Genomic DNA, 24649 nt, shown 5'->3' on the forward strand with positions numbered 1-24649 from the left:
CCCCTGCCTGATTGTGCGGCGCCAGCTTTGCCCCAGTCCTGCCCGGCAGGCAACTTGGGTTGTGGGCCGTGGTGAAGACCGCGGGGACGACTTTACCTGCCGGTGTGGAGCGGTTACCGACGGAGCCGGAAAAAGACTAGTCGTCAGACACCGAAGATATGAATAAATATTCAGTAGATGGGATTGCGATGGAGGATGCGGCCGACACCCGGCCGATCCTGATCATCCCCTATATGTGGATCGGCGACTTTGTCCGAGGCCATACGGTGGTGCGCGTCCTTAAGGCGCGCTGGCCAAACCGGCCGGTCGACCTGCTGGTGACCTCCCTTTGCGCCCCCCTGGTCGATTACATGCCGGGGGTTCGCGCCGGGATTGTCTGGGACCTGCCGCGCAGCCGGCTGGCGGTGGCCAGGCAGCAGGGTCTGGCCAGGGAGTTGCGGTCACGGGGCTATGCGACCGCCCTGGTCCTGCCCCGGACCTGGAAGGCAGCGATTGCGCCGACGCTGGCCGGTATCCCGGAACGGGTAGGCTTCTTCGGCGAAGCCCGGTTCGGGCTGATCAACCGGATGCGCTGGGGCGAAAAGGCCCTGCCCCGCTTTATCGACAAGAATGCCGCGCTGGCGCTGCCCGACGGTGCGCCATTGCCGCCGGAATGGCCGGTGCCGCAACTGGCCGTGTCGCCGGAGGATGCCAGCCGTTGGCGGCAGGCCAATGGGCTGGGCACCGGCCCTGCGGTAGCGCTGGGGCCGGGTTCCGTCGGTGCGTCCAAGCGCTGGACCTATTTCCCGGAAGCGGCCCGGCTCCTCGTCGAACGCGGGTTTGAGGTCTGGGTGGTCGGCGGTCCCGGCGAAAAGGCGCTGGCGCAGGAGATCGTCGCCGCCGGGGGCCCTCGAATCCGCGACCTCACCGGGTCGGATCTGCGCAACGGAATCCTGGCGATGGCGGCGGCCAGCGTCGCCATCTCAAATGATTCCGGCCTGATGCACATTGCGGCCGCGATCGGCACGCCGACCATGGGCATTTTCGGGCCGACCAGCCCCTACCTCTGGGCGCCGCTGAACGGCCTGGCGGCAACCGTCCTGCAAACCAGATCGCAGCTAGCCTGCCAGCCCTGCCAGCGCACGGTCTGCACCATGAACGAGCATCGCTGCATGCGGGACATCCCGGCATCCGACGTGGTCGAGATCGTGCAGCGCGTGCTCGGCGAAGCCCGCGCGCGTGCACATCAGCCCTCGTGAGCTTGCGCGTGAGCCGCGCGATCAGTACCAAGGCTTTCCAAGGTAGAACTCGCGCGTTGCAACCCTGACGGTGCATTTTGAACCAGAATTCGAAAGATCTGATCGCCGCCCATCTGAAGGAGTCGCTCGTCGCACTCGAACGCGCCAACAGCGACGCGGCACTGCTGACCGTCGCGCACGCCATTGCAGCCGCGATCATTGCGGCGCTACGCGCCGGCAACAAACTCCTGATCATTGGCAATGGCGGCAGCGCCGGCGACGCCCAGCACATCGCCGCCGAAATCGTCGGCCGCTACAAACAGGAGCGGCCCGGCTACGCCGCGATTGCGCTCACCACAGACACGTCGGCGCTGACCTCGATCGGCAATGATTACGGCTTTGAGCAGATTTTCGCCCGCCAGGTCGAAGGCCTCGGCGTGCGCGGCGACGTGCTGCTCGCGCTCACCACGTCGGGCCGCTCGCCGAACATTCTGGCGGCGTTGCGCAAGGCGCGCGAGCGCGGGCTTGTCACGGTCGGCTTCACCGGGGGCAAGGGCACGGCCATGGGCGCGGATTGCGATCATCTGCTGGTGGCGCCGACCGACGACACACCGGTGGTGCAGCAGATCCATCTCGCGATCGGCCATGGCATCTGCGACGAGATCGAGCAGGCCATGATGCGCGAGGCCTCTCCGAAATGAGCGGCGCCGACCTCGCCCGCTCAATTCAGAAGCCCGCCGCCTTCCTCGACCGCGACGGCGTCGTCAACCATGACGACGGCTATGTCGGAACACGGGAGCGGATTCGCTGGATGCCGAACGTGGCCAAGGCGATCCGGCGGCTGAACGATGCCGGCTACTTCGTGTTCTTCTTCACCAACCAGGCCGGTATCGCGCGCGGTTACTTCACCGAAGCCGAACTCAACACGCTGCATGACTGGATGCGCGCCGAGCTCGCGGCGCAAGGCGCCGTCATCGACGACATCAGGTACTGCCCGCACCATCCGGAAGGCACCGTCGCCGGCTATCTCGAAAATCATCATTGGCGCAAGCCGAGCCCCGGCATGATCCATGATCTGATGCAGCACTGGCCGGTGCGCCACGCCGGCAGCTTCGTCATCGGCGACCGCGCGACCGACATCGAGGCCGGGCAAGCCGTCGGCCTGCCGGGCTTTCTGTTCGCCGGCGGCGACCTTGATGCTTTTGTCGCAAATATCTTGCAGCAAACACACGTCTCCTGACATGGCCGATCAACCACGCGACATTGGGCCGGAAGAAGCGCGAACGAAGGGCGTCTCGATCGAACACAACGAAATGCCAAACGGCGAATTTCGATTTCGCCTCAAGCACGACGATGGCACCGCCTATATCCGGACCGAGGCGACCGACAGCGGCGGCTGGCAAAAGAGCCACTATCACCGCAACGTTCGCGAAACCTATATCGTCCAACGGGGAAAAATGGCTCTCGCCGAACTGGTCGAAGGCGCCTTGAAGATCCGCATATTCGGACCGAACGAGATATGCACCACCGAGCCGAACGTTTCGCACAACGTTTACATGTATCGCAATTCGGTGATTCACACCGTAAAGCACGGCGAGGCCGGCGATAGCGCCGACCGGCACTCAAATCCGCTTCTTGATGAGAAAACAGCTCATCTGGATGAATCGGACATCACGCGTTTGGAGACGAAATAGAAAGCCCGCGATAAACTTCAGCGATCGCATTGGCTTCAGCTTCGAGACTGAACTTCTCCAGCACGCGCGCTCGCGCCCGAATTCCCATCGCCGCCGCCGAGGCAGGATCGCGCATCAGCGGCTCCAGCGCCGCGACCAGCGCATCAGCGTCGCCGGGCGGCGTCAGTACGCCGGTGACGCCGTCCTCGACCACGAATTCGGCCGCCCCCGCCCGTGACGCCACCAGTGCCGCGCCTGATGACATCGCCTCGATCAGCGTCAGTCCAAAGCCTTCGTTGCGCGAGGTGAAGGCGTAGATCGTCAGCCGCTGATACCAGCGTTGCACTTCCTCGATCTCGATCTCTCCGGTGATGATAATTCGTGACTGCAGGCCGGCGGCCTCGATCTGTTTTTTCAGCCCGTTGGCAAAACCCTGCTGCTCGGGCACGACAGCGCCGACGATCACGGCGGTGAAATCGGGATAGCGCGGCAGCAGCCGGCACATCGCTTCGACAAAAACGTCGCTGCCTTTTTGCGCGCGGACGCGGCCGAAGCAGCCGATCGCATATCGGCCCGGCAATCCGCTCTGCGCAAACGCCGCCGCGCGATCGGCCGGCGGTGCATAACTGATAGTATCGACGCCATGCATCACGACCGTCGAGTCGCGTTTGAGGAAGGAAGCCGACAGCGCGCTGGTGGCGATGATCGCGTCCATGCGCCGGATCAGCCAGCGCGTCAGCGATTTATGATGCCGCTGCGCCGCCGACGTGAACACGAGCTTCAGCGGCCAGCCGAGCGCGCGCAACAACACACCGGCAATCATCTCGTCGTTGCGCCGCGCGTGCCAGATCAGCGGCGTGCGGCGGCGCCAGAGTTTTGGCAAATCGCCGAAACCCAACCGCGCGATGCCGTCAGGGGCATGGGAACCGAGCCATGCCGCGCGAAACATTAGGGCGAGCTTCGGCGCCACCATCCGGTTGGTTGCCGTGACGCCGGAATAGCGCCTGTGCAGATTCGGCACGATCAGCTGCAGATCATCGGCTGAATTGTTCTCGATCGGCACGTCCGGCTCCGTTTAGATGGGTTCCTATACGCAACATTAAGCATAGTGGCCAGTTCACTCATGCCGAAACCCACTCTTCACCGCGCCCCGGCTAGCATCGGCGGCAACAACTGGGAGAGAGGGTAAGCCCATGACCGTGCTTGTCACCGGTGGCGCCGGCTATATCGGAAGTCATATGGTTCACGCGCTGGCGGACGCCGGCGAAAGCGTCGTCGTGATCGACAATCTCTCCACCGGATTCTCCGCCTTCCTGCCCGAGGGCGTGCCGCTGTTCATCGGCGACGCCGGCGACGAAAACCTCGTCGAGGGCGTGCTCTCCCAGCACGGCGTCGAGAGCATCATCCATTTCGCCGGCTCGGTTGTGGTGCCGGATTCGATGCGCGATCCCCTGGCCTATTACCGCAACAACACCATGACGACGCGCAGCCTGCTGAACGCAGCCGTCAAGGGCGGCGTCAACCGCTTCATCTTTTCATCCACCGCGGCCGTCTATGGCAATCCCGATACTGTGCCGGTGCCCGAGCATGCGCCGACGCGGCCGCTGTCGCCCTACGGCTCTTCCAAGCTGATGACCGAACTGATGCTGCACGACGTCGCCGCGGCGCATGATCTGAAATATGTCGCGCTGCGTTACTTCAATGTCGCCGGCGCCGATCCAAAGGGACGCGTCGGCCTCGCCACCGTCGGCGCGACGCATCTGCTGAAGATCGCCGTCGAAGCCGCGACCGGACAACGCGCCAAGATCGACGTGTTCGGGACCGATTATCCGACGCCGGACGGCAGCTGCATCCGCGATTTCATTCACGTCAGCGATCTCGCGCAGGCGCACCTCGCGGCGTTGTCGTATCTGCGCAGCGGCGGAAGCTCGGTCACGCTGAACTGCGGCTATGGCCGCGGCTATTCGGTGCTGGAGACCATTGAGGCGGTGCGCCGCGTCGCCATGCGCAATTTCGCGGTCCAATACGCGCCGCGCCGGCCCGGCGACATCATGACCATGGTGGCCGACACCAGCCGCATCCGCGCCACGCTGGACTGGACGCCGCAATATGATGATCTCGAGACCATCGCCACCCACGCGCTGGCCTGGGAAGAGCGGCTGTTCCACGAGCGCGGCGGCCTCGGCCGGCAAGCGGAATCGGCGTAAAATCAAGCTGTTATTTGGCTTGAAAAACCGCCATTTAGCGGGCAAGCAGTCACCGTAGCAGCCCTGACACGCGGGTAATTCACGCCCTGCGCCGTCGATGGAACGCGGATGACCGAGCCTCCCAAAGAAACGCCGAGAAAAATCACTGATGACCCCTATGGCGCAGCGATCCTGATTCGCCGCCTAGTGGCCGAACAGGGCCTCGCCTATTGGCGGCGCTATCTGCTGGCGTTCGCGCTGATGGGGGTTGCGGCGGCGACGACGGCCGGTTCCGCCTATCTGCTCGGCGAAGTCATCAACAAGGCCTATGTCGACAAGGATGTGCGCGGGATTGCGATCCTGTCGCTGGTCACCATCGTCATCTTCACGCTCAAGGGCGCGGCGACCTACGGCCACACCGTGATCCTGTCGCAGATCGGCAACGCGATCCTCGCCAACAACCAGCGCCAGCTGTTCGCCAAGCTGATGAGCGAAAACATCGCCTTCTTTTCCGAACGGCATTCCTCGGAATTTCTGGCACGGCTGACCGCCGGCGCCACGTCGGTGACGCAGGTCCTCAATCTCCTGATCAACGCCATCGGCCGCGATCTGCTGTCGCTGATCGCGCTCGTCGTCGTCATGCTGATGACGGACCCGTACATGGCGCTGCTGGGTTTCGGCGTAGCCCCGCCGGCGATGCTGGTGCTGCGCAAGCTGGTCAAGCGCATCAAGGGCCTGGCGCATAACCAGTTCTCCGGCACCGCCGACATCATGGAAACCATGCAGGAATCGCTGCAGGGCATCCGCACCGTGAAAGCCTTCACGCTCGAACAGGCGATGCGCGAGCGCATCGACGCCAGCATCACCGCCGTCGAGCGCAACGCCAACAAGATGGCGCGGGTCTCCAGCCGATCGAGCCCGCTGATGGAAACGCTGGGCGGTTTCGCGATCGCCGCGGGACTGATGTATGGCGGTTATCGCGTGGTCGCGATGGGCGCCTCGCCCGGCCAGTTCTTCTCGTTCCTGACCGCGTTCCTGCTGGCCTATGAGCCGGCCAAGCGGCTGGCGCGGCTCAATATCGAGTTGAACAGCAATCTGATCGGCGCGCGCAAGCTGCTGGAAATCGTCGACAGCCCGCCCACCGAGCCCGCCGACGACGACAAGCCGGCCCTGAAACTTATCGACGCGCGGGTCGAGTTTCGCGACGTGACCTTCGGTTACCGGCCGAACGAGCCGGTATTGCGCCGCATGAGCTTCATGGCCGAACCCGGCAAGACCACCGCTTTGGTCGGCCCGTCCGGCGGCGGCAAATCCACCGTGCTGGCGCTGCTGCTGCGGCTCTACGAAGTGACCGACGGCGCCATCCTGATCGATGGCCAGGCGATCTCGGGCGTCTCGCGCCATTCGCTGCGCCAGCAGACCGGCTATGTCGGCCAGGACGTCTATTTGTTCCGCGATACGATCGGCGCCAACATCGCCTTCGGCAAGGTCGGCGCCACCAGGGACGAAATCGAGGCCGCCGCCAAGGCCGCCTGTGCCCACGACTTCATCATGGGTTTTCCGCTCGGCTACGACACCCCGGTCGGCGAGCACGGCACGCAACTGTCCGGCGGCCAGCGCCAGCGCATCGCGGTGGCCCGGGCACTGATCAAGAACGCGCCGATCATCCTCTTGGACGAGGCCACCGCCGCGCTGGATTCGGAATCCGAGAAAGCCGTGCAGGAAGCCATCGAGCATCTGTGCCGGAACCGGACCACGATCGTGATCGCCCACCGCCTGCACACCATCATGCACGCCGACGCCATCCTGGTGGTCGAAGGCGGCGAGATCGTCGAGCGCGGCCAGCATGACGACCTGTTGCGGCGCGGCGGGCGCTACGCCTCGTTCTTCCGCCTGCAACAGCGCGACGCCGGTCACCCCAGTCTGGCGCCGATCAGCGCAACCGCGTAAAGCTATCGCCGCCGTTCCACCCCAAAACCCGTCCAGAGACCCATTTCATGAACGCCGCATCCTACGTCATTCCCGTCCCCCCGCAGCCGTCGCTTCCCGTCGTCGGAGAGACAAAGTCCTATCCCGTGCGCCGCATCTGGTGCGTCGGGCGCAACTATCTCGAGCACATCCGCGAGATGGGCAATGACGAGCGCGCGCCGCCGTTCTTCTTCGCCAAGCACGCCGACATGCTGGTGCCTGACGGCGCCACCATTCCCTATCCGCCGCTGACCAAGGACCTGCATCACGAGGTCGAGCTGATCGTCGCGATGAAGAGCGGCGGCCTGAATATTCCCACCGACAAGGCGCTCGACCATGTCTACGGCTATGCCGTCGGCATCGACCTGACCCGCCGCGACCTGCAGATCGCCTCGCGCAAGAAAGAGCGCCCGTGGGAAGTCGGCAAGTCGTTCGACTATTCCGCGCCCTGCTCGGCGCTGCAGCCGGCCTCGAAGATCGGCCATCCCGCCAAGGGCAAGATCTGGCTCACGGTCAACGGGTCAGAAACGCAAAAGGGCGATTTGACCGAACTGATCTGGAACGTGCCGGAAATCATCTGGCAGCTCTCGCAGCAGGTCGCGCTTGCCGCCGGCGACATCATCATGACGGGTACGCCGGCCGGCGTCTCCCAGCTCAAGCCGGGCGACAAGATCGAATGCGGCGTCGATGGCGTCGGCACGCTCAAGGTTGCGATTGGAGAGCCGGAATAGCGATTGCGCGACATCCGAACTTTGAAAGGCCCCGGAGATCGTCCGGGGCCTTTTTTCGAGGTAAACTAGCTCTCGTGTCCCGGACGCGGTGCAGCGCCGCTTGGCGGTGCACCGCAGCGCCGGGACCCACAGGGCTTGGCAGCGCCCTTCGATCCTTGCAAAACTGTGTCCAGCCTATGTCTGCATTCGGTAAAGCCGCATGGACGCACCCTTTTTCGTCTACATCCTCGCCAGTAAGCGAAACGGAACGCTGTACATCGGCGTCACCAATTCTCTGGCTCGGCGCATCGCCGAACACAAAGCCAAACTCGTCCCCGGCTTCGCCCGACAATACGGCATCGATCGGCTTGTCTACATCGAGGCTTTCGATTCCATTCTCGAAGCACGCGCCCGAGAGCATTCATTGAAGCGGTGACGGCGCGCCTGGAAGATCGAATTGATCGAGAAGCTCAATCCTGATTGGCCTGACCTGACGGACCAGATCAATTCGTAGCGCGGTGCGCCTTATCGAGGTATTTGCTGTATGTCGAGATGGGTCCCGGCTCTGCGGTGCACTGCCAAGGGGCGCTGCACCGCGTCCGGGACACGAGGTTGAGCGGGTGTGGCAAACGAAAAAGGGAGAGTTCAGCTCCGCCCCATCGCCTGCAGGCCCTTGAAGGTCAGGCGCTTGGGGTCCGTGACACCGGCCAGATAGAGCCTGCGGATAAAGGCAACGACCGCGTCGCGGTCGCAATCGGTCAATGCAACCACGGCATCGACGGCAATTCGCTGGGCGTCCATGGGCTTCCTCGTGCTGTCAGTTAGCCTCAGGCCAGACAGCGTAGGCGGCACCGGTTAATCCGGTGTTAACCGTTGGAGCAGACTGAACGATTTGCACGGGCCCGCGTATACGCGAAATTACGCAGGGCGCTTTCCGGCGGGCGCCACGGACAGCCCGCGGCGAGGCCGTCACGAATATTGCATCACCCCGTCATCGATCTTGCCGTAGCGTAGCGTGACGATGTCGAGGGCGTAGTTCTGGTAGAGCCGCCACGGCCGCTTCGAACCCTGCTTGGGCATCTGCGCGATCGCGCGCTGCACGTAGCCGGAAGAAAAATCCAGCGACGGCAGTTCCGACACCGTGGGATCGAGGTTGTGCGGCACACATTGCCTGTAGCCGTGCCGGTGCATGTAGTTGATCAGCCGGCAGACATATTCGCAGGTGAGATCGCATTTCAACGTCCACGACGCGTTGGTGTAGCCGAACGCCGAAGCCATGTTCGGCACGTCCGAATACATCATGCCCTTGTAGTTCAGCGTCCGCGCGAAATCGACTTTCCTGCCGTCGACGCTGACGTCGAGACCGCCGAGCACCTGCAGGTTAAGCCCGGTCGCGGTGACAATGATGTCGGCTTCGAGTTCGCTGCCGTCTTTCAGCTTGATGCCGCTTTTGGTGAAGGTATCGATATGATTGGTGACGACGGAGGCGCGCTTGTCCCTGATCGCCTTGAACAGGTCGCCGTCCGGCACCAGGCACAGCCGCTGCTCCCAGGGATTGTAGCGCGGGGTGAAATGCGTGCCGATGTCGTAGTCGGGGCCAAGCGCCATTTTGACGCCGCCGAGGATCAGCTGCTTGGCGCGGTCGGGTTTGCGCCGGCAGAGCTGGAAGAAATACATGCCGAACAGCACGTTGCGCCAGCGGATCATGTGATAGGCGAGTTTTGCGGACAGATTGCGCCGCAGCTTGTTGGCGAGCGTGTCTTCCGCGGGCCGCGCCACCACATAGGTCGGCGAGCGTTGCAGCATGGTGACGTGCGAAGCGGTCTTGGCCATCTCCGGTACCAGCGTTACCGCTGTCGCGCCCGAGCCGATCACCACGACGCGCTTGCCGGCATAGTCGATGTCTTCGGGCCATTTCTGCGGGTGCACGATGCGGCCGGCGAAATCCGCTGATCCTGCAAACTCCGGCGTGTAGCCTTCCTCGTATTTGTAATAGCCCGAGCACATGAACAGGAAATTGCAGGTGAAGCGCACGGTCGCGGGTCCCCCCTCGCCCACCTTGCGCTCGGCCTCCACGGTCCAGCGCGCATCCTGCGACGACCACGACGCGCGTTTGACGCTGTGGTTGAAGCGAATCTTCTGGTCGATGCCGTTCTCGACGGCGGTCTGCCGCACATAGTTGAGAATGTTCGGCCCGTCGGCGATCGCCTTCGGCTCGGTCCAGGGCTTGAACGAATAGCCGAGCGTGAACATGTCGCTGTCGGAGCGGACGCCGGGATAACGAAACAGATCCCAGGTGCCGCCGATGCAGTCGCGGCCCTCGAGAATGGCGTAGCTCTTGCCGGGGCACTTCTCCTGCAGGTGATATCCCGCGCCGATGCCCGACAACCCCGCGCCGACGATGAGGACGTCGAAATGCTCTGATGCTGCGGTCATCGCGTTCTCCCTGCCCACAGGTATGGGCAGGGCCGCGCCAAATTGCAACCGGCTTCAGGTGGCCGCGACGACAACCGCGGCAGAGTCGAAATACTCGTAGAACTCGACCGCTTTGCCATCCTTGAAGCGCCAGAAATCCATCTTCGGCGTCTCCACGGCTTTGCCGGTCTTCTTGTTGGTCCACGCCGTGGAGCCGCGCGCGCAAATAGCGTCACCCTGTGCGACGTATTCGTCGATTGTGTAGTGTATCATCGCCCAGTCCGCCAGCAGCCCGTCGAAGTAAGTCCGCAGCCCCTCGCGGCTATCGTATTGCGTCGCGAATTGAATCGGTGCCGCACCCCGCGGCACCGAACCCCAGCTGATCTTCGGATCGGCGATGCTCAGGAACTGCTCGACGCTGCCGCCTTTGCTGTCGTGCCATTGGCGATAGACGTCTTTGAGAATTGCGATATTTGCTGCTTCGTTTGACATGACTTCCCTCCGCAATGTTTTCGGCGACTGAAAACGAAGTCTGGAAAGTGTACCGCCCGCTTGCAGCGCATCGACGCCGAAGAATAGTCGCGGGCTTGTCGTGCTTCTACCTCAGATCGTATCAGGGTTTTGCCATGAAAAAAGCCCCGGATCGCTCCGGGGCTTTTTTGTCGCGTATCTGGATCAATCAATACCGGTAGTGGTCCGCCTTGAACGGGCCTTCCGGCTTGACGCCGATGTATTCGGCCTGGTCGGGGCGCAGTTCGGTCAGCTTGACGCCGATCTTGGCGAGATGCAGCCGGGCCACCTTCTCGTCCAGCGACTTCGGCAGCACGTAGACTTCCTTCTTGTACTTGCCGTCCTTGTTGTTGGCGAACAGTTCGATCTGCGCCAGCGTCTGGTTGGTGAAGGAGGCCGACATCACGAAGCTCGGATGGCCCATGGCGTTGCCGAGGTTCACCAGGCGGCCTTCCGACAGCAGGATGATGCGGTGGTTGTCGGGGAAGGTGATCTCGTCGACCTGCGGCTTGATGTTGTCCCACTTCAGGTTCTTCAGACCCGCGATCTGGATCTCGTTGTCGAAGTGGCCGATGTTGCAGACGATGGCGCGATCCTTCATCGCGCGCATGTGCTCGATGGTGATGATGTCCTTGTTGCCGGTGGCGGTGACGAAGATGTCGGCGCGGGGTGCCGCGTCTTCCATGGTCACGACCTCGTAGCCTTCCATCGCCGCCTGCAGCGCGCAGATCGGATCGACTTCCGACACCATCACGCGGCAGCCGGCCTGCCGCAATGACGCGGCCGAACCCTTGCCGACGTCGCCGAAGCCCGCGACCATCGCAATCTTGCCGGACATCATGACGTCGGTGCCGCGGCGGATGCCGTCGACCAGCGATTCACGGCAGCCATAGAGGTTGTCGAACTTCGATTTGGTCACGCTGTCGTTGACGTTGATCGCCGGCCACAACAGCGTACCGGCCTTCTGCATGTCATAGAGACGGTGCACGCCCGTGGTGGTCTCTTCGGAAACGCCCTTGATGCTCTTGGCGATCTCGGCGAAGTAGCCCTTCGGCTTTTCCTTGAGCTGCTTCTTCAGCAGCGCGAAGAAGACTTCCTCTTCTTCCGAACCCGGCTTGTCCAGGAACTTGGTGTCGCCGTTCTCGGCGCGCAGACCGAGATGGACGTACATGGTGGCATCGCCGCCGTCGTCAAGGATCATGTTCGGGTGACCGCCACCGTGCCAGTCGAACAGCTTGGCGGTGTAATCCCAGTATTCGGTGAGGCTCTCGCCCTTGACGGCAAACACCGGAATGCCGGCGGCTGCGATCGCCGCCGCCGCGTGGTCTTGCGTCGAATAGATGTTGCAGGAGACCCAGCGGATGTCGGCGCCGAGTGCGGCCAGCGTCTCGATCAGCACGCCGGTCTGGATCGTCATGTGCAGGGAGCCCGCGATGCGAGCGCCCTTCAGCGGCTGCTTCGGGCCGTATTCCTCGCGCGTCGCCATCAGGCCGGGCATTTCGGTCTCGGCCAGCGAGAGTTCCTTGCGGCCGAAGTCGGCGAGCGAGATGTCCTTGACGATGTAGTCGGTAAAGGCAGGCTTCTTGGCGGCGGCGGTCATGTGTTGATCCCTTGAAAAAGCTTATTCCGAAAAGCGCGAAAGGCTTTCCGGAATAAGCAGAACGATTACGGAGAAAATCAGAACGCACCCTTCAGCGCGGACACCAGATCGGTTTTTTCCCAGGAGAAGCCGCCATCCTTTTCCGGCGCGCGGCCGAAATGGCCATAGGACGCGGTGCGGCGATAGATCGGCCGGTTCAGCTTCAGCGTGCGGCGGATGTTGGTCGGGGTCAGCCGGAACAGTTGCGGCAGCACCTTTTCGAGCTTCTTTTCATCGACCTTGCCGGTGCCATGGGTATCCACCAGCAGCGACATCGGATCGGCGACGCCGATCGCATAGGCGACCTGGATGGTGCAGCGATCGGCGAAGCCGGCCGCGACCACGTTCTTGGCGAGGTAGCGCGCGGCATAGGCGGCGGAGCGGTCGACCTTGGTCGGATCCTTGCCGGAGAAGGCGCCGCCGCCATGCGGCGCGTAGCCGCCATAGGTGTCGACGATGATCTTGCGGCCGGTCAGGCCGCAATCGCCGTCGGGACCGCCGACCACGAAGTTGCCGGTCGGATTGACCAGGAAGTCTGAGGACTTCTGCGGCATCCAGCCCTTCGGCAGCGCCTTCTCGACCTCATCTGCGATCATGTCCTTGATCAGGCCGGGCGAGTACTTCTTGCCGTTGCGGCTCTTTTCATTGTGCTGGGTCGAGACCACCACCTTGGTGCAGCCGACCGCTTTGCCGTCGACATACTTCACCGTGACCTGGCTCTTGGCGTCGGGCTGCAGGTCGAACATCTGGCCGCTGCGGCGCTTTTCCGACAGCACTTTCAGGATGCGGTGCGCGAAGAAAATCGGCGCGGGCATGAAGCTGCCCTTTTCGTAGATTTCGCTCTCGTTGCAGGCATAGCCGAACATCATGCCCTGGTCGCCGGCGCCTTCTTCTTCGCCGCTCTTCTTTTTCTTGGCATCGACGCCCATCGCGATGTCGGGCGACTGGCCATGCAGCAGCACCTCAATGTCGGCGCCGTGATAGGAGAAGCCGTTCTGGTCGTAGCCGATGTCCTTGACCACGCCACGGGCGATCTCGGAGATCAGTTCGCGATCGACCACCGAGACGCCGTGAATGTCGCGGAACAACTGGCCACGGCCCTCGCCCGCAATCACGATCTTGTTGGTCGTGCAGAGCGTCTCGCAGCCGAGACGGGTATTCACCGCGCTGTCGTCGGCAATGCCGAGCTTGACGTCCTTCTCGAGGAAGGCATCGAGAATGGCGTCGGAGATTTGATCCGAAACCTTGTCCGGATGGCCCTCGGAAACCGACTCGCTTGTGAACAGATAGGACGCGCGCATCAACAACCCCTTGTTTCCGCCGGACCCGGCGGCTTTGTGTGTCATCTATCCCGGAATGTCAGTCGCGACGGCGCGAGATGACGTAGGATTCGTCGTAAAACCAAAGCCCATTATGCTTGCGCAGAACCTCTCTGGTGGCATCGAGGGCTCGGCTGTTTCCAGTCATGTCCGTCAACCGGTCATCTTCGATCTGGGCGACATACACCGCCGCATTCCACGCTGCAAAGGCCGTCGAGGTTCCGATCGAGCCGGTGACCTCGTTGGGCAGCGCTTCCATATCATAACGGAAGATGGAACGGTTATCGGCGTAGGCATTAAAATTGAGGTCGCGCCCGGCTGACCCCAGCTCGTATTTCACCGTGCGCAATAGCTCATGACGGCTCACCGCGAAAGGATTTTCTCCGGGCCACACCGCCTGGATGATTTCCAGCCCCGGATCCTGCCCGTGGGAGTGAATTCCAATCAACCGGCCGCCGGCCCGCAGCGACCGCGCCAGCGGCGCGATGATCCGCTTGGCGCGGAAATTCACAGAGGATTTGGCCCGGTATGGCTGGGATGCGATGACGAGATCGAAATTGGCCTCGGTTCGGCCCGCCCGGGGGATGATCGAATCAAGCAGGAACCGGTGGTCCTCCCGGTAAACCACCAGCGCCACCGGCCGTTCATAGGTCGGCATGCCCGATTTGGGACTGATATTGGCCCGCCAATTCTGCTCAAGAAATGGGCCCAGCGCAGCGATCTGCGCCTCGAACTCTCCCGATGAAGCCCCCTGCAGCGGCACCTCGTGCCAGATCATGCCGGCGGCTGCCGTCGGCGATGTTGGCGTCAGCCAGGGCGCCTCGGCGTAATGCATGTTGGTGAGGACGAAGACGGTCGCAGGATGCTCGAACAGCCGGTCCGGGATCTTGTCGAGCGTCAGCCGGACATCCTCCAGGCTGAGCTCCTTTCCGGCGATATAGAACGGCATATGGGGAAAGCGGCCGTGCATCGCGCGCATCACCCGCGCCAGCACCGTGCCGTCGCCGCTTCCGGCATCGAACACGCGCAGCGCAGGCGGCCGCGGATGCAGGCTCGACAGCTCCAGCGCCACCCGCTCGGCGATCACCCGCTTCTCGCTGCAGGTATGGACGAACAACAGATATTTCTGCCGGTTCTCGAAGAAGCGGAAATTACCCCTGGGATCGCGTTTCTCCGGCGGCACCTCGATGCCACGCGGCGGCGGCAGGCCGCCCGGCGTGGAGGCCGCGATGTAGGCCTGGATCCGGTCCAGCGTGTCGATGGTGATGCGCTTGCCCTCGCGCAGCCGGTGCACCAGCTTGCCATCGTTGACCGCCCGCCGCCCAAACGTCGTCTCCGCCATATCGGACAGGCGGCAGAAGTCCGATATCTGGCTGAGAATGCGGTCGTTTTTCATCGGGTGGCGGTTTGGGACGCAGTGGTGGGCAACGGCGGGTGACCGGGACGTCCTACCACCATCTGCCCACCGGGGGAAAGTCCTGTTTTCCCGGCCCGGCCGGCATGAACCGCCATCCCGCATTTCGCCACCAAGACAAGGACGCAACCCCTTGATGGTAAGGACCAATTGATGCGCCGCGCGATCCTGATGCTGACCTTGCTCGCCGCCGCCCTGTGGTCGGCGCCCTCCCTCGCCCAGTCCCGCAAACAACTCGGGCCGCTCTGCACCACCGACACCACGCCGGCCGATCAGATGATCGATGCCTGCAACAAGATCATCGCGCTGAAGGTGTTTTCCGGCGAGAAGCTCGCGGGCATCTATTTCTGGCGCGCGGTCGGCTGGAACAAGAAGGGCGACTACGTCAAGGTCATCGCCGACGCCAGCGAGGCGCTCAGGCTCAAGCCTGACATCGCGATCTACAATCTGCGCGGCTCGGCCTATTACGACAAAGGCGAATACGACATCGCGATATCGGACTTCAACGACGCGCTGCGGCTGGGACCACCAAGCGGCATCCTGTTTCACAACCGCGTGGCGACGACACTGGTCGCTTCCGCAGGCGCCAACCGTGGCATCCAAGCCGGACCGGGTCTCGCCGCGCCGGCCAGCCTTGGCGCCGGCTCGACGCTGGGCGCGGGAACGCTGATTGCTTACGCGACCGCGCCCGGACAGGTCGCGCTCGACGGCGAAGGCGTCAACAGCCCGTTCTCGGCAGCTCTGTCGCGCCACATTGGCACGCCGGGGCTCGAGGTGCAGCAGATGCTAACCCGCGTCCGCGCCGAAGTGGTCGCAGCGACCAAATCCAAACAGGTGCCGTGGTCGAATTCATCGCTGCTCGGCGAGGTCTACCTGACGGGGAAGTGACGGCGATCTCCCCATCGTCATTGCGAGCGAAGCGAAGCAATCCATCTCGCGGCATAACGGATGAATGGATTGCTTCGTCGCTTCGCTCCCTTGCGCAAACGCTTCGCGTTTGTCGCAGGCAATGACGATGTGGGGAGGCGACGCCCTACTCCTCCACCCGCTGCGCAACGAAGACGCCATTCGGCTGGTGAAAGACCACCTCGTCGATAACAGCCTCGCCGCGGAATTCGACGACAAAACCTTCCAGTTCGACGATGCGAAACCTTCTGCCCTGTTCGGGCGCAAGACGATAAGCCGGCTGGTAGTCGGGCTTCAGCACGAGCCGGCTTTCGCTATCCAGCGTGACGCGATGCGTTATCGAACCGCTCTTGAAGTGGCCGACGCATCGGGCGCGGAACGCCGGATCGGTGCAGTCGCCGGCCGCAAGGCGTGCAAAGACGATATCCTTCACGACCGGTTCCAGCGGCGCCGACAGGCTGACGATGTTGCCGTCGCGATCGGTCAGGAAGGTAATGGCAAGCCGGTCCGGCTGCAGGCGGTGCGGCTCCTCGGGCAATTCGAACGTCTCGAAATGACGGTGCGTCAGGGGCGCGGACATCCCGCGCCACGCCCAATGCAGCGCACCGTCCTTTGCAGTCATCGACATCACGCCATAGGCCGGATGCGCGTACTCGCCGGCATACGCCGCCAGCTCGTGCGCTGGCTGCGTATCCTTGTGACGCGCCTTTTCCCGCGCGTCCTTATCGACCTGCATGTGGGCGATGAATTCGTCGCGCTGCTTGAGGAAGCGCGCACGCCATTCGACCGGCTCGCGGCCGCGCAGCCGGTCGAGGATGTACCAGGTCAGCGTTGACGGCACTTCGCTCGGGCTGCGGTTGGTCAGGACGGCAATTCCGATGCCCAGATCCGGCATCAGCGTCATCAGCGATCCCCAGCCGACCCAACCGCCGCCGTGAAACACCATCCGGTCGCCGCGATAGTAGTTGGTCTGGAAGCCAAGGCCATAGAGCGCCTGACCGAACTCGGCGAGGTTGGGCGCCGAGATGAAGGCGCGCGACGCATGCAGTTCATTGATCAACGCCTCCGGCAGCAGTCGCGCGCCGTCGAACTCCCCTTTGCCCAGATGCAGCCGCATCCAGTTCGCAAGACCCGTGACCGACGTGTTGATCGCGCCGGCCGCAATGGTGCGGATCGGCAGGCGCATCGCCGGCAGCCGCGTATCCTCGTGCATCATATACGGCCGCGCAGCTTCATCGCTGGCTTCGAGATCGTCGAGGTTGAAGCTGACCGTCATGCCGAGCCGGTCGGTCAGCCGGGTCCGGATGAATGCCTCGAAACTCTGTCCGCTGAGACGCTCGATCAAGAGACCCGCGACGTTGTAGCAGAGGTTGCTGTACTGCCAGGTGGTGCGGATATCGCGGCTCAATTCGAGATGCCGCATCAGGTCGAGCATTTCGGCAGGCGCCCGGTCGCCCGCCATGTGCACCCAGTCATGGCGCGGCAAGCCCGACTGATGGCTCAGCAGGTCGCGCACCGTGACCCGCTCGGTCGCGACCGGATCGCTCAGGCGAAACTCGGGCATGTAGTCGCGCACCGGCTTGGTCCAGTCGAGCCGCCCCTCATGGTGCAACAGCGCCATCGCGGTCGCGGTGAATGATTTGGTGATCGAGCAGATCACGAACTGCGTCGCCGCGGTCACCGGCAGATTTGTCTCGACATCGCGCTGACCATAGGCCCGCGTCAGTGCCACCTTGCCGTCCTGCACCACGGCAAGGGCGACACCCGGCACCTTCCAGTCGGCCATCACTTCGGCGGCGAGGCGATCGAGATCGGAGGCAACAGAGGAAACCGGCGCGGTTGGCGCCTCGGCGGATGATGCGTGGGACATGCAGTTTCTCGGCTCGGACAGCAGCTAGCGCACATCCCGGATCAGGCTGCACCACGCGGCAAGGTTGCGTTGCGGATGATAGCTCGTGGCGAGCCACTCGCGAAGCCTGCCTGACGGAGAAGTGAAGACGCTTCGTTAGGCGCAGTTCGCCCTCGCGGCCCTCGAAAGAATGTAGTTGCACCGGCTAATGGCTGCGCCGGAGCAGCTTCTGCGCCTCTTCGATTTCGGGGAGATCCTGCCCCGTGTCGAAATCGACGAGGAATGGCCCGAGCAGTTCGGATACGGGCGCCGTTCGACCATTCCTGACATGGAAGCGCGCCAGGCCAAGCGCGCTGCGCAATTCGAAAGTCCTGGTCTGCTGGCGGCGGGCGATTTCGAGGGCCCTGTTGAAGGCATCTTCGACCATGGAAGCGTTCGGCGGATCGCAACGGAGCAGCAGCTCTCCCTGGACACGATGCAGTTCGGCATCGAGCCAATGCTGGCCGGATTGTTCCGTCCAGCCGATCAACGCGCGCACAATTTCCAGCCCGGTTTCGAGTTGCCCCGCTTCTGCGTTCGCCAGGGCAACATGCATCCCCCAGAACGGCTCACACAGGTAGCAATCATTTTCATGCAGCAAGGTCCAGCCGCGGCGCATTTCGCCGAGGCCCTCCGCCTGTTCGCCGGCGCGCCACTTAGCAAGGCCGTTCAGGTAGGTTCCGGCGGCCACATACAACGGCATGGTATGTTCGCGGGCGAGAGCGAGGGCAAGGATGGTCTCCGTCTGCTGCAACATGCCCCGGCATAGTCCGTCGAAGACGGCCTTGTGAACGAGCGCATTGGCTTGCGACAGCGCCCGCTTTTCTCCCGAAACACTCACCGCTGCCGCGGCAAGCCGGCGCGCTCGATCGATCTTGCCGATCGGCCAGAGCACCAGGGCAAGAAACCTCATGATGACGAACGGCAGGTCCAGCGTCGACGCCCTGAAGGTCTCGGGGTCAGGCTCGGCGCCGTAGATCGCGAGGGCCTGCTCAAGATGCAGTTTCGCATCGAGGTAATCGCCGCCGAACCAGGAGGTCACCCCGCTGGTGCAATGGGCGAGGACTGCCGCCACCGGCGATTCCGGTCGCCGGTCGGCGGCGCTGACGATTGCGTCCACCAACTCCCGCATCGGCGCGATCTCGCCGTGAGTGAGGCAGGCATTGAACAGGCCCGAATGGATCGGCGCCAGTTCGACCGGATCATTGATGTCAGCCGCGAACTGCCGGGCACGCGTCCATGCGGCCACCGTTTCGGGCGCGCTGTGCCCAAGGCTTCCGCGCAGCGCGCGGCTATAGGCAATCTGGAGATCGAGCCGGCTCATGATGCGGCCCGGTTCGCCCGGCAACCCATCGGCGATCGCGACGGCCTTGCCGAGATGGGCGACCGCTTCGGAATATGCCGAGCGTTTCAGCGCCTGCTGGCCGGCCTTGCGCCACCAGCCGAGGGCCACCTCGCCCAATCCAGCTTCAGTGAAGTGGTAAGCCAGCACTTCCGGCTCGGTTTCGGCGATGACCGGAAAGCCGTCGCGCAGGACATCGCCAATATGCTTGTGGAGCTGCAGCCGCCGGCTCTTGAGCAGGCTCTCGTAAGCCGCTTCCTGCACCAGCGCGTGCTTGAAGCTGTAGCGTGCCTCCGGCGGCGTGCCGCGCCGCATCAGCAGCTCGGCCTGCTCGAGCTGCGCCAGCGCGGCGCTCAATGTCAGATCATCGCGCCCCGCCACAGATCGCAGCAGCGTATAGGAGAAGTCGCGGCCAATGGCAGCGCCGATCTGCGCCACCTCCTTGACCGGCGCCAGCCGGTCGAGCCGTGCCATCAGCGAGTCCTGCAGCGTCGCGGGAATGGCGAGCGACGGGAACGGACTATCGAGCCGATAGCGCCCGGCATCTGCCACCAGCAGTCCGGACTCCAGCACCATCTTGGTCAATTCCTCGACGAACAGCGGGATGCCGTCCGTCCTCTCGATGATCTGCCTCATCATCTCATCTGGCAGCTCGCGACCGACGGTCACCTGCTCGACCAGCGCGCGCGTGTCCCGCCGGTCAAGCCGGTCGAGCCGCAACAGGCTGACGTTGGGAAGACCCACCCAGGGCGGCTCGAACTCGGGGCGAAAGGTCAGGAGCATGAGTATCGGCAATCCCCTGATCCGGTCGACCGTGAGATCGAACAGCTCGAGCGTCGTGGCGTCGGCCCAATGCATGTCCTCGCAGACGACCAGCACGGGCTGCTGCCGTGCCAGACCCTCGACCTGGTCGAGAAGGGTTGCGAATGTCTGTCGCCGCTGCTGCACCGGATTGAGGCCAAGCGGCGGATAGCGCTCGCCGGTTGAGATCGAAAGCAGAGCGGCGATCAGCGGCGTCGCCTTGGCCACCTGCTGCGTTCCAAGCGCAAGCATTGCCTCGAGCTTGTCGAGCTTTTGCTCGGGCGTGTCCTGTGACCTGATGCCGGCAGCGCGTTCGAGTTGAGCGACAAAGGGATGAAGCGCACTGTTGGTATGGTAGGGCGAGCACTGATAGCGCACCCGGCGGTGGGTCCCCAACGCAGGGTTCTCCAACAGCGTCGCGACGATGCGCGACTTGCCGATCCCGGCCTCGCCGGAAATCAGGACCACCTGGCCCTGCCCCTGCCACGCCAGCTGCTGGCGCGAGAGCGCGAATTCGATCTCCGCCTTGCGGCCGACAAAGCCTATCGAGCGCACGGTTCGCACCGCCTCGAAGCGGCTCTCCGATGCGGCTCCGCCTTCGACCGCCCAGACCGCGATGGGCTCGTCGATGCCCTTGACCTCGCGCCGGCCGAGGCTGCGAAACGTGAACAGGTCGCCAAGCAGTTGGCGCGTCGAAGCCGCAACGACAACCGCCCCCGGCTCCGCCAGGCTCTGCAGCCGCGCAGCGACGTTCGGTGCATCGCCGACCATTGCTTGCTGCTCTGACGCGCCTCCGCTGATGAGGTCGCCGACCACAACAAGTCCGGTCGCGATCGCGATCCGCACCTCCACCCGCTGTATCGCGCGCGTCTCCAGCGGCCCGATTGCGGCGGCGATGTCGAGTCCCGCCCGCACGGCGCGCTCCGCGTCATCCTCGTGTGCAACGGGATAGCCGAAATAAGCAAGTATTCCATCGCCCACGAACCTGGCGATAACGCCGTCGTACGTGGCAATGACCCTCGCGCAGGCGGCCCGATAGGTGCGGATCACCTCCCACATGTCCTCGGGATCGAGGCGCGCCGAAAGCGCCGTCGAACCGACCAGGTCGCAGAACATGACGGTGAGGTGGCGCCGTTCGGCATCGCGCCGGATCGCCGGCTCGGCGACCAATTCGGCTTGATCGAGTTCGGCAATCGCGCGCAGCATTTTGCGACGATGTCCGAGCAGGACTCCCAATCTGTCGTAGTCCTGATCCGTCAGGTCGGGAAGAACACCAAGATCAATGCCGTTCTCGGCAAAACGCAGCGCGTATTGCCCAAGCCCCAGCTTCTCGAGCCAGTCCGCAATCTGCTGCATTGGCACCACCCCCACTGTCTGGTTGGCGGCCACCCCAATATCGGACCACGGTCACGAAAAAATTATTGCATATTTTTCCCGGTTCGCACGTCCTGTTTGCGGGCATCCCGGCGGCGCCTGGCTCTCGACTTCTCCATAGGTCGCGCAGCCGAAATGTCCGCTACTCAAGAGAGTAGTGGCAGGATGCAGAACGGCAGGATTGCCGGACGCCCCGCTCGACGGCAAGACCGAACCCACTCGCAACGTTGAAAAAATTCGAACTGCTATGCACTCTGCGCCAGATTGAGCCGATCGATGAATAGGCGATATCTGACCCGCCGAAACCTGCGCTGCATCAACCGTCGGCCAACGGATAGTCAGGTACTGCGCTACTCCGAACACGTTTGTTTGAACCTTGTTTCCCGAAACATGACGACGGGAGCATGCCGTGGCGATGTGAAGGGGTTCACACCGACACGCGTTACGCGGTGCTAGAAGCTCGATCGGTCTCAACGGCTGCTGTCATGAACGACATCAGATTTTTCCGGGGACCCGAGGGCGCTCAATAGCGCCCGCGCGGAAGCGGCGCAAATACGCGCCCGGCAATGTGGCGGCACCCTGCGCGAGCCCAGGCCAAACCCATTCAACAGAACTGCAGGGCATACGGCGTGTTCGGGGATATGGGCGCATAGCGTCGTCAAACGCGTTGATGCGGCCGATCGAGATTCCTCACGCCGGACGATTGCTGCACGAGGCGCGGCCAACTTATCGCGTCGTTCCGGCAGGCAACTTTCAGGAAAGGCAGCCCCATGAAAATGGCCAACGCAAATTTCGACAGGTCATCCGGTACGAAGACGGCCGGGTTCGCGCCTGCCGCTCTCATCAAATCGGCGCATCTCATTGAACGAGTAGGACTCGCCGCGATTGGAGGCTCCTGCGGCTTGTACGTTGCCGCAGCATTATTGCGCCGGCTAAACGAACTGCCCTTGAGTGTCGGAATCGTCCTGTTGATGATGCTCTTTGGGGCTTTCAGCTTCTATGTCGGCATCGATCTGCCTCGCCGTTCGGCCCGAAGATCAGCCTCGATCCAACGACGATGGAGCCCGGATACTGTGGTTGAGATCCTGAGCGCGGTCGGAATATTTCTTGCCGCGATTGCGACGTTTGTGTCAGTCGGCATCATCATCCTCGATGAGACCGTGTCTGACGGATCGTTGGGCTTGATCGGAGGCAGTTGGATGACCGGCTCTTCGTTGCAGATCGCTGCCGGCATCATCGCCCGCAGCTACGGCACGGCCGAAACTGTCGGCAAGTGATTTCCGATTGCCGTTGGAATGCGCAGGCTGGCTCCGACGCAGGCCGACGCGATTGACCCATAGCGGCCATTTGCAATTCAAGACCGATCGGTCTATATATACGGCTATGACACGCCAATCCGCAATGCAGTTGCCGCGTGGCCGGCCCCGTGGCTTCGACACGGAAGCTGCCGTCGAGCGCGCCATGGGCGTGTTCTGGTCACGCGGCTATCACGGCACGGCGCTTCCAGACCTGCTTCGAGCGACAAAGCTTTCACGCGGCAGCCTTTATGCCGCCTTCGGGGACAAGCACGCCCTCTTCCTGCGTGCGCTCGATCGCTATATCGCCGACGCCCTGGCGCGGATGGACGTTGAACTCGGGCCGCGCCGCGCGCCGATTGATGGCCTGCGGACCTTCCTTGCCGGTTACGTCGAGCGCACGAGCGGGGCCAGCGGTCGGCGCGGATGCCTGCTGGTGGCCACGGCCATGGAATTGGCTGGCCATGACGGGGATGTCGAAGCTCGCGTCGGCGGGTTTTTCAAAGCCATGGAGGCCAGGGTCGCCAGCGCACTCGCGCGCGCAAAGGCAGCGGGCGAACTGGCCGCTGGCGTCGAGCCTGCAAGTGCCGCGCGGATACTGGTCTGCTTCGTCGAGGGACTTCGGGTGGTCGGTAAGACGGGACCAACGCGCACCACGTCGCAAGCCACTGCCGACGCCCTTCTCGACCGCTTCATCAAGTAGCTCATCCAAGGACGCACGTGTCGTATTGCGCGCGCCTATATCTGGACCGATTGGTCTAAAAATGAGGATGCCATGTCTGCCATTCAGATCGCCTGCGCGGTGCTGGTGCCTCTCATCTGGGGCTATCAGTTCGTGGCCATCAAAGTGGGCGTGCTGCAGTTTCCGCCACTTTTCTTCCTCGGACTGCGCTTCCTCGCCATAGCGCTGCTGCTGATCCCCTTTGTCACAAGGCCGACACGTCAAGAGTTCGGCTCAATCGCCGTCATCTCGGTCTTCCTTGGCGGACTGAATTTCGGGTTGTTCTATGTGGGCCTGGGGCTCGGTTCCGGCAGCATGTCTGCCGTCGCCTATCAACTCACGACGCCCTTCACCGTCCTGTTGGCCTGGCCGCTGCTTGCGGAGCGGCCGTCGCTGATGACATCCGCCGGTGTGTTGATTGCCTTCGGCGGCGTGCTCGTGCTGGCCGCCGGGCCGGGCCTGTCCGCAAATGCGTTACCGATCCTGCTGGTGGTCGGGGCAGCCCTCGCGTTTGCGGTGGCCAACGTCCTGACCAAGCGCCACGGCCCGTTCGATCCCCTGATGTTGACGGGGTGGTCATCACTTTTCACGGTACCGCAGGTCATGCTGATGTCGCTGTTCCTCGAACACGGGCAACTGACGACCCTCGTCACGGCGGACGAACGTGGCTGGATGGCGCTCGCCTACACTATTTTCATCGGAGGAATTATCGGGTTCGGCCTTTGGTTCTGGCTGATCGCCCGTTGCACCATGGCCCGCGTGGCACCATTCGCACTGCTGCTTCCGGTCTTCGCCTTGCTTTCGAGCGTGTTGTTCCTTGGCGACCGCGTGACCCCGACGTTGGCCATCGGGGCACTACTCGCCATCTCGGGCGTTGCTATCACGCAAGTCGGACCGATCGCTCGACCAGATGCGTCGCCCCGCGCGCAATAGCAAACTGGATACGACGGATGCGACAAATTAACCCGACGGGCAAAATTCCGCTTTCCTCGTCGGGCAAATCAGCGGTTTGAATCGTCGCGTCCCGCCCGACAAGAGGGGCGTGCGCACGTCACGAACGCGCGGCGGGATGCGGTGGACGCTGGTTCACGCCTGACGACGGCGTGGATTAAGCGTACGGCAAAACCGTGTGGTCCTGGCGCCCGTTGCAGGCGTCAAGCCGTTGGAGAAGCGTGAGCTGAACCGGCGGTGACGGAGTCAACCAAGAACTCGTCTCCGGGGAGAGCACGGCATAAGCCGTAAAGCCATTGCGCAGGGAAGGCCGGGTGTTC

At 63.2% G+C, this 24649-nt stretch carries 20 protein-coding genes and 1 pseudogene; 12 read left to right on the forward strand and 9 right to left on the reverse strand.

The genetic code is table 11. The annotated features are described in order from the left end of the window. The first annotated feature begins 158 nt into the window (after nucleotides 1–158). From waaF to JQ641_RS27470, 4 genes are all read left to right on the forward strand, one after another. Nucleotides 159–1238, forward strand: coding sequence for a lipopolysaccharide heptosyltransferase II (waaF, locus tag JQ641_RS27455; protein ID WP_211998996.1), 1080 nt, complete (start codon nucleotides 159–161; stop codon nucleotides 1236–1238). 77 nt (nucleotides 1239–1315) lie between these two features. Beyond that, complete coding sequence (locus JQ641_RS27460; protein WP_211998997.1) at nucleotides 1316–1918, forward strand: D-sedoheptulose 7-phosphate isomerase; 603 nt, start codon at nucleotides 1316–1318, stop codon at nucleotides 1916–1918. Further along, entirely contained in the window at nucleotides 1915–2457 is a 543-nt protein-coding gene (locus tag JQ641_RS27465) for a D-glycero-alpha-D-manno-heptose-1,7-bisphosphate 7-phosphatase (protein ID WP_211998998.1), read from the forward strand. Before JQ641_RS27460 ends, JQ641_RS27465 begins: the two co-directional genes overlap by 4 nt. After that, on the forward strand, nucleotides 2411–2911 hold the full coding sequence (locus JQ641_RS27470; RefSeq protein ID WP_211998999.1) for a cupin domain-containing protein: 501 nt from the start codon (nucleotides 2411–2413) through the stop codon (nucleotides 2909–2911). Before JQ641_RS27465 ends, JQ641_RS27470 begins: the two co-directional genes overlap by 47 nt. Here the strand turns inward: JQ641_RS27470 and JQ641_RS27475 are convergent. Continuing rightward, nucleotides 2889–3953, reverse strand: a complete 1065-nt coding sequence (locus JQ641_RS27475; RefSeq protein ID WP_211999000.1) for a glycosyltransferase family 4 protein — start codon at nucleotides 3951–3953, stop codon at nucleotides 2889–2891. The two genes, JQ641_RS27470 and JQ641_RS27475, sit on opposite strands and share 23 nt — an antisense overlap. Before the next feature lie 130 nt (nucleotides 3954–4083). Between JQ641_RS27475 and galE the strand changes: the two genes are divergently transcribed. From galE to JQ641_RS27495, 4 genes and pseudogenes are all read left to right on the forward strand, one after another. Then, the gene (gene galE / locus JQ641_RS27480; RefSeq protein ID WP_211999001.1) at nucleotides 4084–5097 is read left to right on the forward strand and encodes a UDP-glucose 4-epimerase GalE; all 1014 of its coding nucleotides are present in this window, start codon (nucleotides 4084–4086) and stop codon (nucleotides 5095–5097) included. 108 nt (nucleotides 5098–5205) lie between these two features. Continuing rightward, complete coding sequence (locus JQ641_RS27485) at nucleotides 5206–7026, forward strand: ABC transporter ATP-binding protein (RefSeq protein WP_211999002.1); 1821 nt, start codon at nucleotides 5206–5208, stop codon at nucleotides 7024–7026. A gap of 47 nt (nucleotides 7027–7073) precedes the next feature. Continuing rightward, a complete protein-coding gene (locus JQ641_RS27490; RefSeq protein WP_211999003.1) occupies nucleotides 7074–7775 on the forward strand; it encodes a fumarylacetoacetate hydrolase family protein in 702 nt (233 codons plus the stop codon). Nucleotides 7776–7974: 199 nt separating this feature from the next. Further along, a pseudogene (locus tag JQ641_RS27495) lies at nucleotides 7975–8268 on the forward strand (GIY-YIG nuclease family protein). Between the two features lie 131 nt (nucleotides 8269–8399). On the opposite strand, the gene JQ641_RS27500 reads toward JQ641_RS27495, so the two are convergent. The 6 genes from JQ641_RS27500 to JQ641_RS27525 form a co-directional block, all read right to left on the reverse strand. Then, nucleotides 8400–8555, reverse strand: a complete 156-nt coding sequence (locus JQ641_RS27500) for a hypothetical protein (protein WP_211999004.1) — start codon at nucleotides 8553–8555, stop codon at nucleotides 8400–8402. A gap of 168 nt (nucleotides 8556–8723) precedes the next feature. Then, entirely contained in the window at nucleotides 8724–10190 is a 1467-nt protein-coding gene (locus JQ641_RS27505) for a flavin-containing monooxygenase (protein ID WP_211999005.1), read from the reverse strand. A 54-nt stretch (nucleotides 10191–10244) separates the two neighbouring features. Then, nucleotides 10245–10661, reverse strand: a complete 417-nt coding sequence (locus JQ641_RS27510) for a nuclear transport factor 2 family protein (protein WP_211999006.1) — start codon at nucleotides 10659–10661, stop codon at nucleotides 10245–10247. Nucleotides 10662–10848: 187 nt separating this feature from the next. Then, the gene (ahcY, locus tag JQ641_RS27515) at nucleotides 10849–12279 is read right to left on the reverse strand and encodes an adenosylhomocysteinase (protein WP_211999007.1); all 1431 of its coding nucleotides are present in this window, start codon (nucleotides 12277–12279) and stop codon (nucleotides 10849–10851) included. Between the two features lie 77 nt (nucleotides 12280–12356). After that, the gene (gene metK, locus JQ641_RS27520; RefSeq protein WP_211999023.1) at nucleotides 12357–13619 is read right to left on the reverse strand and encodes a methionine adenosyltransferase; all 1263 of its coding nucleotides are present in this window, start codon (nucleotides 13617–13619) and stop codon (nucleotides 12357–12359) included. A gap of 58 nt (nucleotides 13620–13677) precedes the next feature. Next, nucleotides 13678–15033 carry a hypothetical protein gene (locus JQ641_RS27525; RefSeq protein ID WP_211999008.1) on the reverse strand — a complete coding sequence of 452 codons (1356 nt, stop codon included), beginning with the start codon at nucleotides 15031–15033 and terminating at the stop codon, nucleotides 13678–13680. Between the two features lie 171 nt (nucleotides 15034–15204). On the opposite strand from JQ641_RS27525, the gene JQ641_RS27530 reads away from it, so the two are divergent. After that, the gene (locus tag JQ641_RS27530) at nucleotides 15205–15939 is read left to right on the forward strand and encodes a caspase family protein (protein ID WP_211999009.1); all 735 of its coding nucleotides are present in this window, start codon (nucleotides 15205–15207) and stop codon (nucleotides 15937–15939) included. 145 nt (nucleotides 15940–16084) lie between these two features. Here JQ641_RS27530 and JQ641_RS27535 read toward each other — a convergent pair whose 3' ends face one another. Both JQ641_RS27535 and JQ641_RS27540 read right to left on the reverse strand, forming a co-directional pair. After that, entirely contained in the window at nucleotides 16085–17827 is a 1743-nt protein-coding gene (locus tag JQ641_RS27535; protein ID WP_211999010.1) for a serine hydrolase, read from the reverse strand. Between the two features lie 184 nt (nucleotides 17828–18011). Continuing rightward, nucleotides 18012–21344 (reverse strand): adenylate/guanylate cyclase domain-containing protein, encoded by a 3333-nt coding sequence (locus JQ641_RS27540; RefSeq protein ID WP_211999011.1) that lies wholly within the window; start codon nucleotides 21342–21344, stop codon nucleotides 18012–18014. 788 nt (nucleotides 21345–22132) lie between these two features. Here JQ641_RS27540 and JQ641_RS27545 point away from each other — a divergent pair. The 3 genes from JQ641_RS27545 (at nucleotide 22133) to JQ641_RS27555 (ending at nucleotide 24311) form a co-directional block, all read left to right on the forward strand. After that, a complete protein-coding gene (locus JQ641_RS27545; RefSeq protein WP_249150738.1) occupies nucleotides 22133–22639 on the forward strand; it encodes a hypothetical protein in 507 nt (168 codons plus the stop codon). A gap of 184 nt (nucleotides 22640–22823) precedes the next feature. Next, a complete protein-coding gene (locus JQ641_RS27550) occupies nucleotides 22824–23360 on the forward strand; it encodes a TetR/AcrR family transcriptional regulator (RefSeq protein ID WP_502755000.1) in 537 nt (178 codons plus the stop codon). A gap of 72 nt (nucleotides 23361–23432) precedes the next feature. After that, complete coding sequence (locus JQ641_RS27555) at nucleotides 23433–24311, forward strand: DMT family transporter (protein WP_211999013.1); 879 nt, start codon at nucleotides 23433–23435, stop codon at nucleotides 24309–24311. The last annotated feature ends 338 nt before the right edge of the window (nucleotides 24312–24649 follow it).

It is taken from the genome of Bradyrhizobium sp. JYMT SZCCT0180, from assembly GCF_018130165.1.
Lineage (GTDB): Bacteria > Pseudomonadota > Alphaproteobacteria > Rhizobiales > Xanthobacteraceae > Bradyrhizobium.

Excerpts from the sequence above, each read along its gene's own strand:
- waaF (WP_211998996.1), top strand. The coding sequence starts at position 159 with ATGAATAAATATTCAGTAGATGGGATTGCGATGGAGGATGCGGCCGAC.
- JQ641_RS27465 (WP_211998998.1), top strand. The coding sequence starts at position 1,915 with ATGAGCGGCGCCGACCTCGCCCGCTCAATTCAGAAGCCCGCCGCCTTC.
- galE (WP_211999001.1), top strand. The coding sequence starts at position 4,084 with ATGACCGTGCTTGTCACCGGTGGCGCCGGCTATATCGGAAGTCATATG.
- JQ641_RS27485 (WP_211999002.1), top strand. The coding sequence starts at position 5,206 with ATGACCGAGCCTCCCAAAGAAACGCCGAGAAAAATCACTGATGACCCC.
- JQ641_RS27490 (WP_211999003.1), top strand. The coding sequence starts at position 7,074 with ATGAACGCCGCATCCTACGTCATTCCCGTCCCCCCGCAGCCGTCGCTT.
- JQ641_RS27500 (WP_211999004.1), bottom strand. The coding sequence starts at position 8,555 with ATGGACGCCCAGCGAATTGCCGTCGATGCCGTGGTTGCATTGACCGAT.
- JQ641_RS27505 (WP_211999005.1), bottom strand. The coding sequence starts at position 10,190 with ATGACCGCAGCATCAGAGCATTTCGACGTCCTCATCGTCGGCGCGGGG.
- JQ641_RS27510 (WP_211999006.1), bottom strand. The coding sequence starts at position 10,661 with ATGTCAAACGAAGCAGCAAATATCGCAATTCTCAAAGACGTCTATCGC.
- ahcY (WP_211999007.1), bottom strand. The coding sequence starts at position 12,279 with ATGACCGCCGCCGCCAAGAAGCCTGCCTTTACCGACTACATCGTCAAG.
- metK (WP_211999023.1), bottom strand. The coding sequence starts at position 13,619 with ATGCGCGCGTCCTATCTGTTCACAAGCGAGTCGGTTTCCGAGGGCCAT.
- JQ641_RS27525 (WP_211999008.1), bottom strand. The coding sequence starts at position 15,033 with ATGAAAAACGACCGCATTCTCAGCCAGATATCGGACTTCTGCCGCCTG.
- JQ641_RS27530 (WP_211999009.1), top strand. The coding sequence starts at position 15,205 with ATGCGCCGCGCGATCCTGATGCTGACCTTGCTCGCCGCCGCCCTGTGG.
- JQ641_RS27535 (WP_211999010.1), bottom strand. The coding sequence starts at position 17,827 with ATGTCCCACGCATCATCCGCCGAGGCGCCAACCGCGCCGGTTTCCTCT.
- JQ641_RS27540 (WP_211999011.1), bottom strand. The coding sequence starts at position 21,344 with ATGCAGCAGATTGCGGACTGGCTCGAGAAGCTGGGGCTTGGGCAATAC.
- JQ641_RS27545 (WP_249150738.1), top strand. The coding sequence starts at position 22,133 with ATGAAAATGGCCAACGCAAATTTCGACAGGTCATCCGGTACGAAGACG.
- JQ641_RS27550 (WP_502755000.1), top strand. The coding sequence starts at position 22,824 with ATGGGCGTGTTCTGGTCACGCGGCTATCACGGCACGGCGCTTCCAGAC.
- JQ641_RS27555 (WP_211999013.1), top strand. The coding sequence starts at position 23,433 with ATGTCTGCCATTCAGATCGCCTGCGCGGTGCTGGTGCCTCTCATCTGG.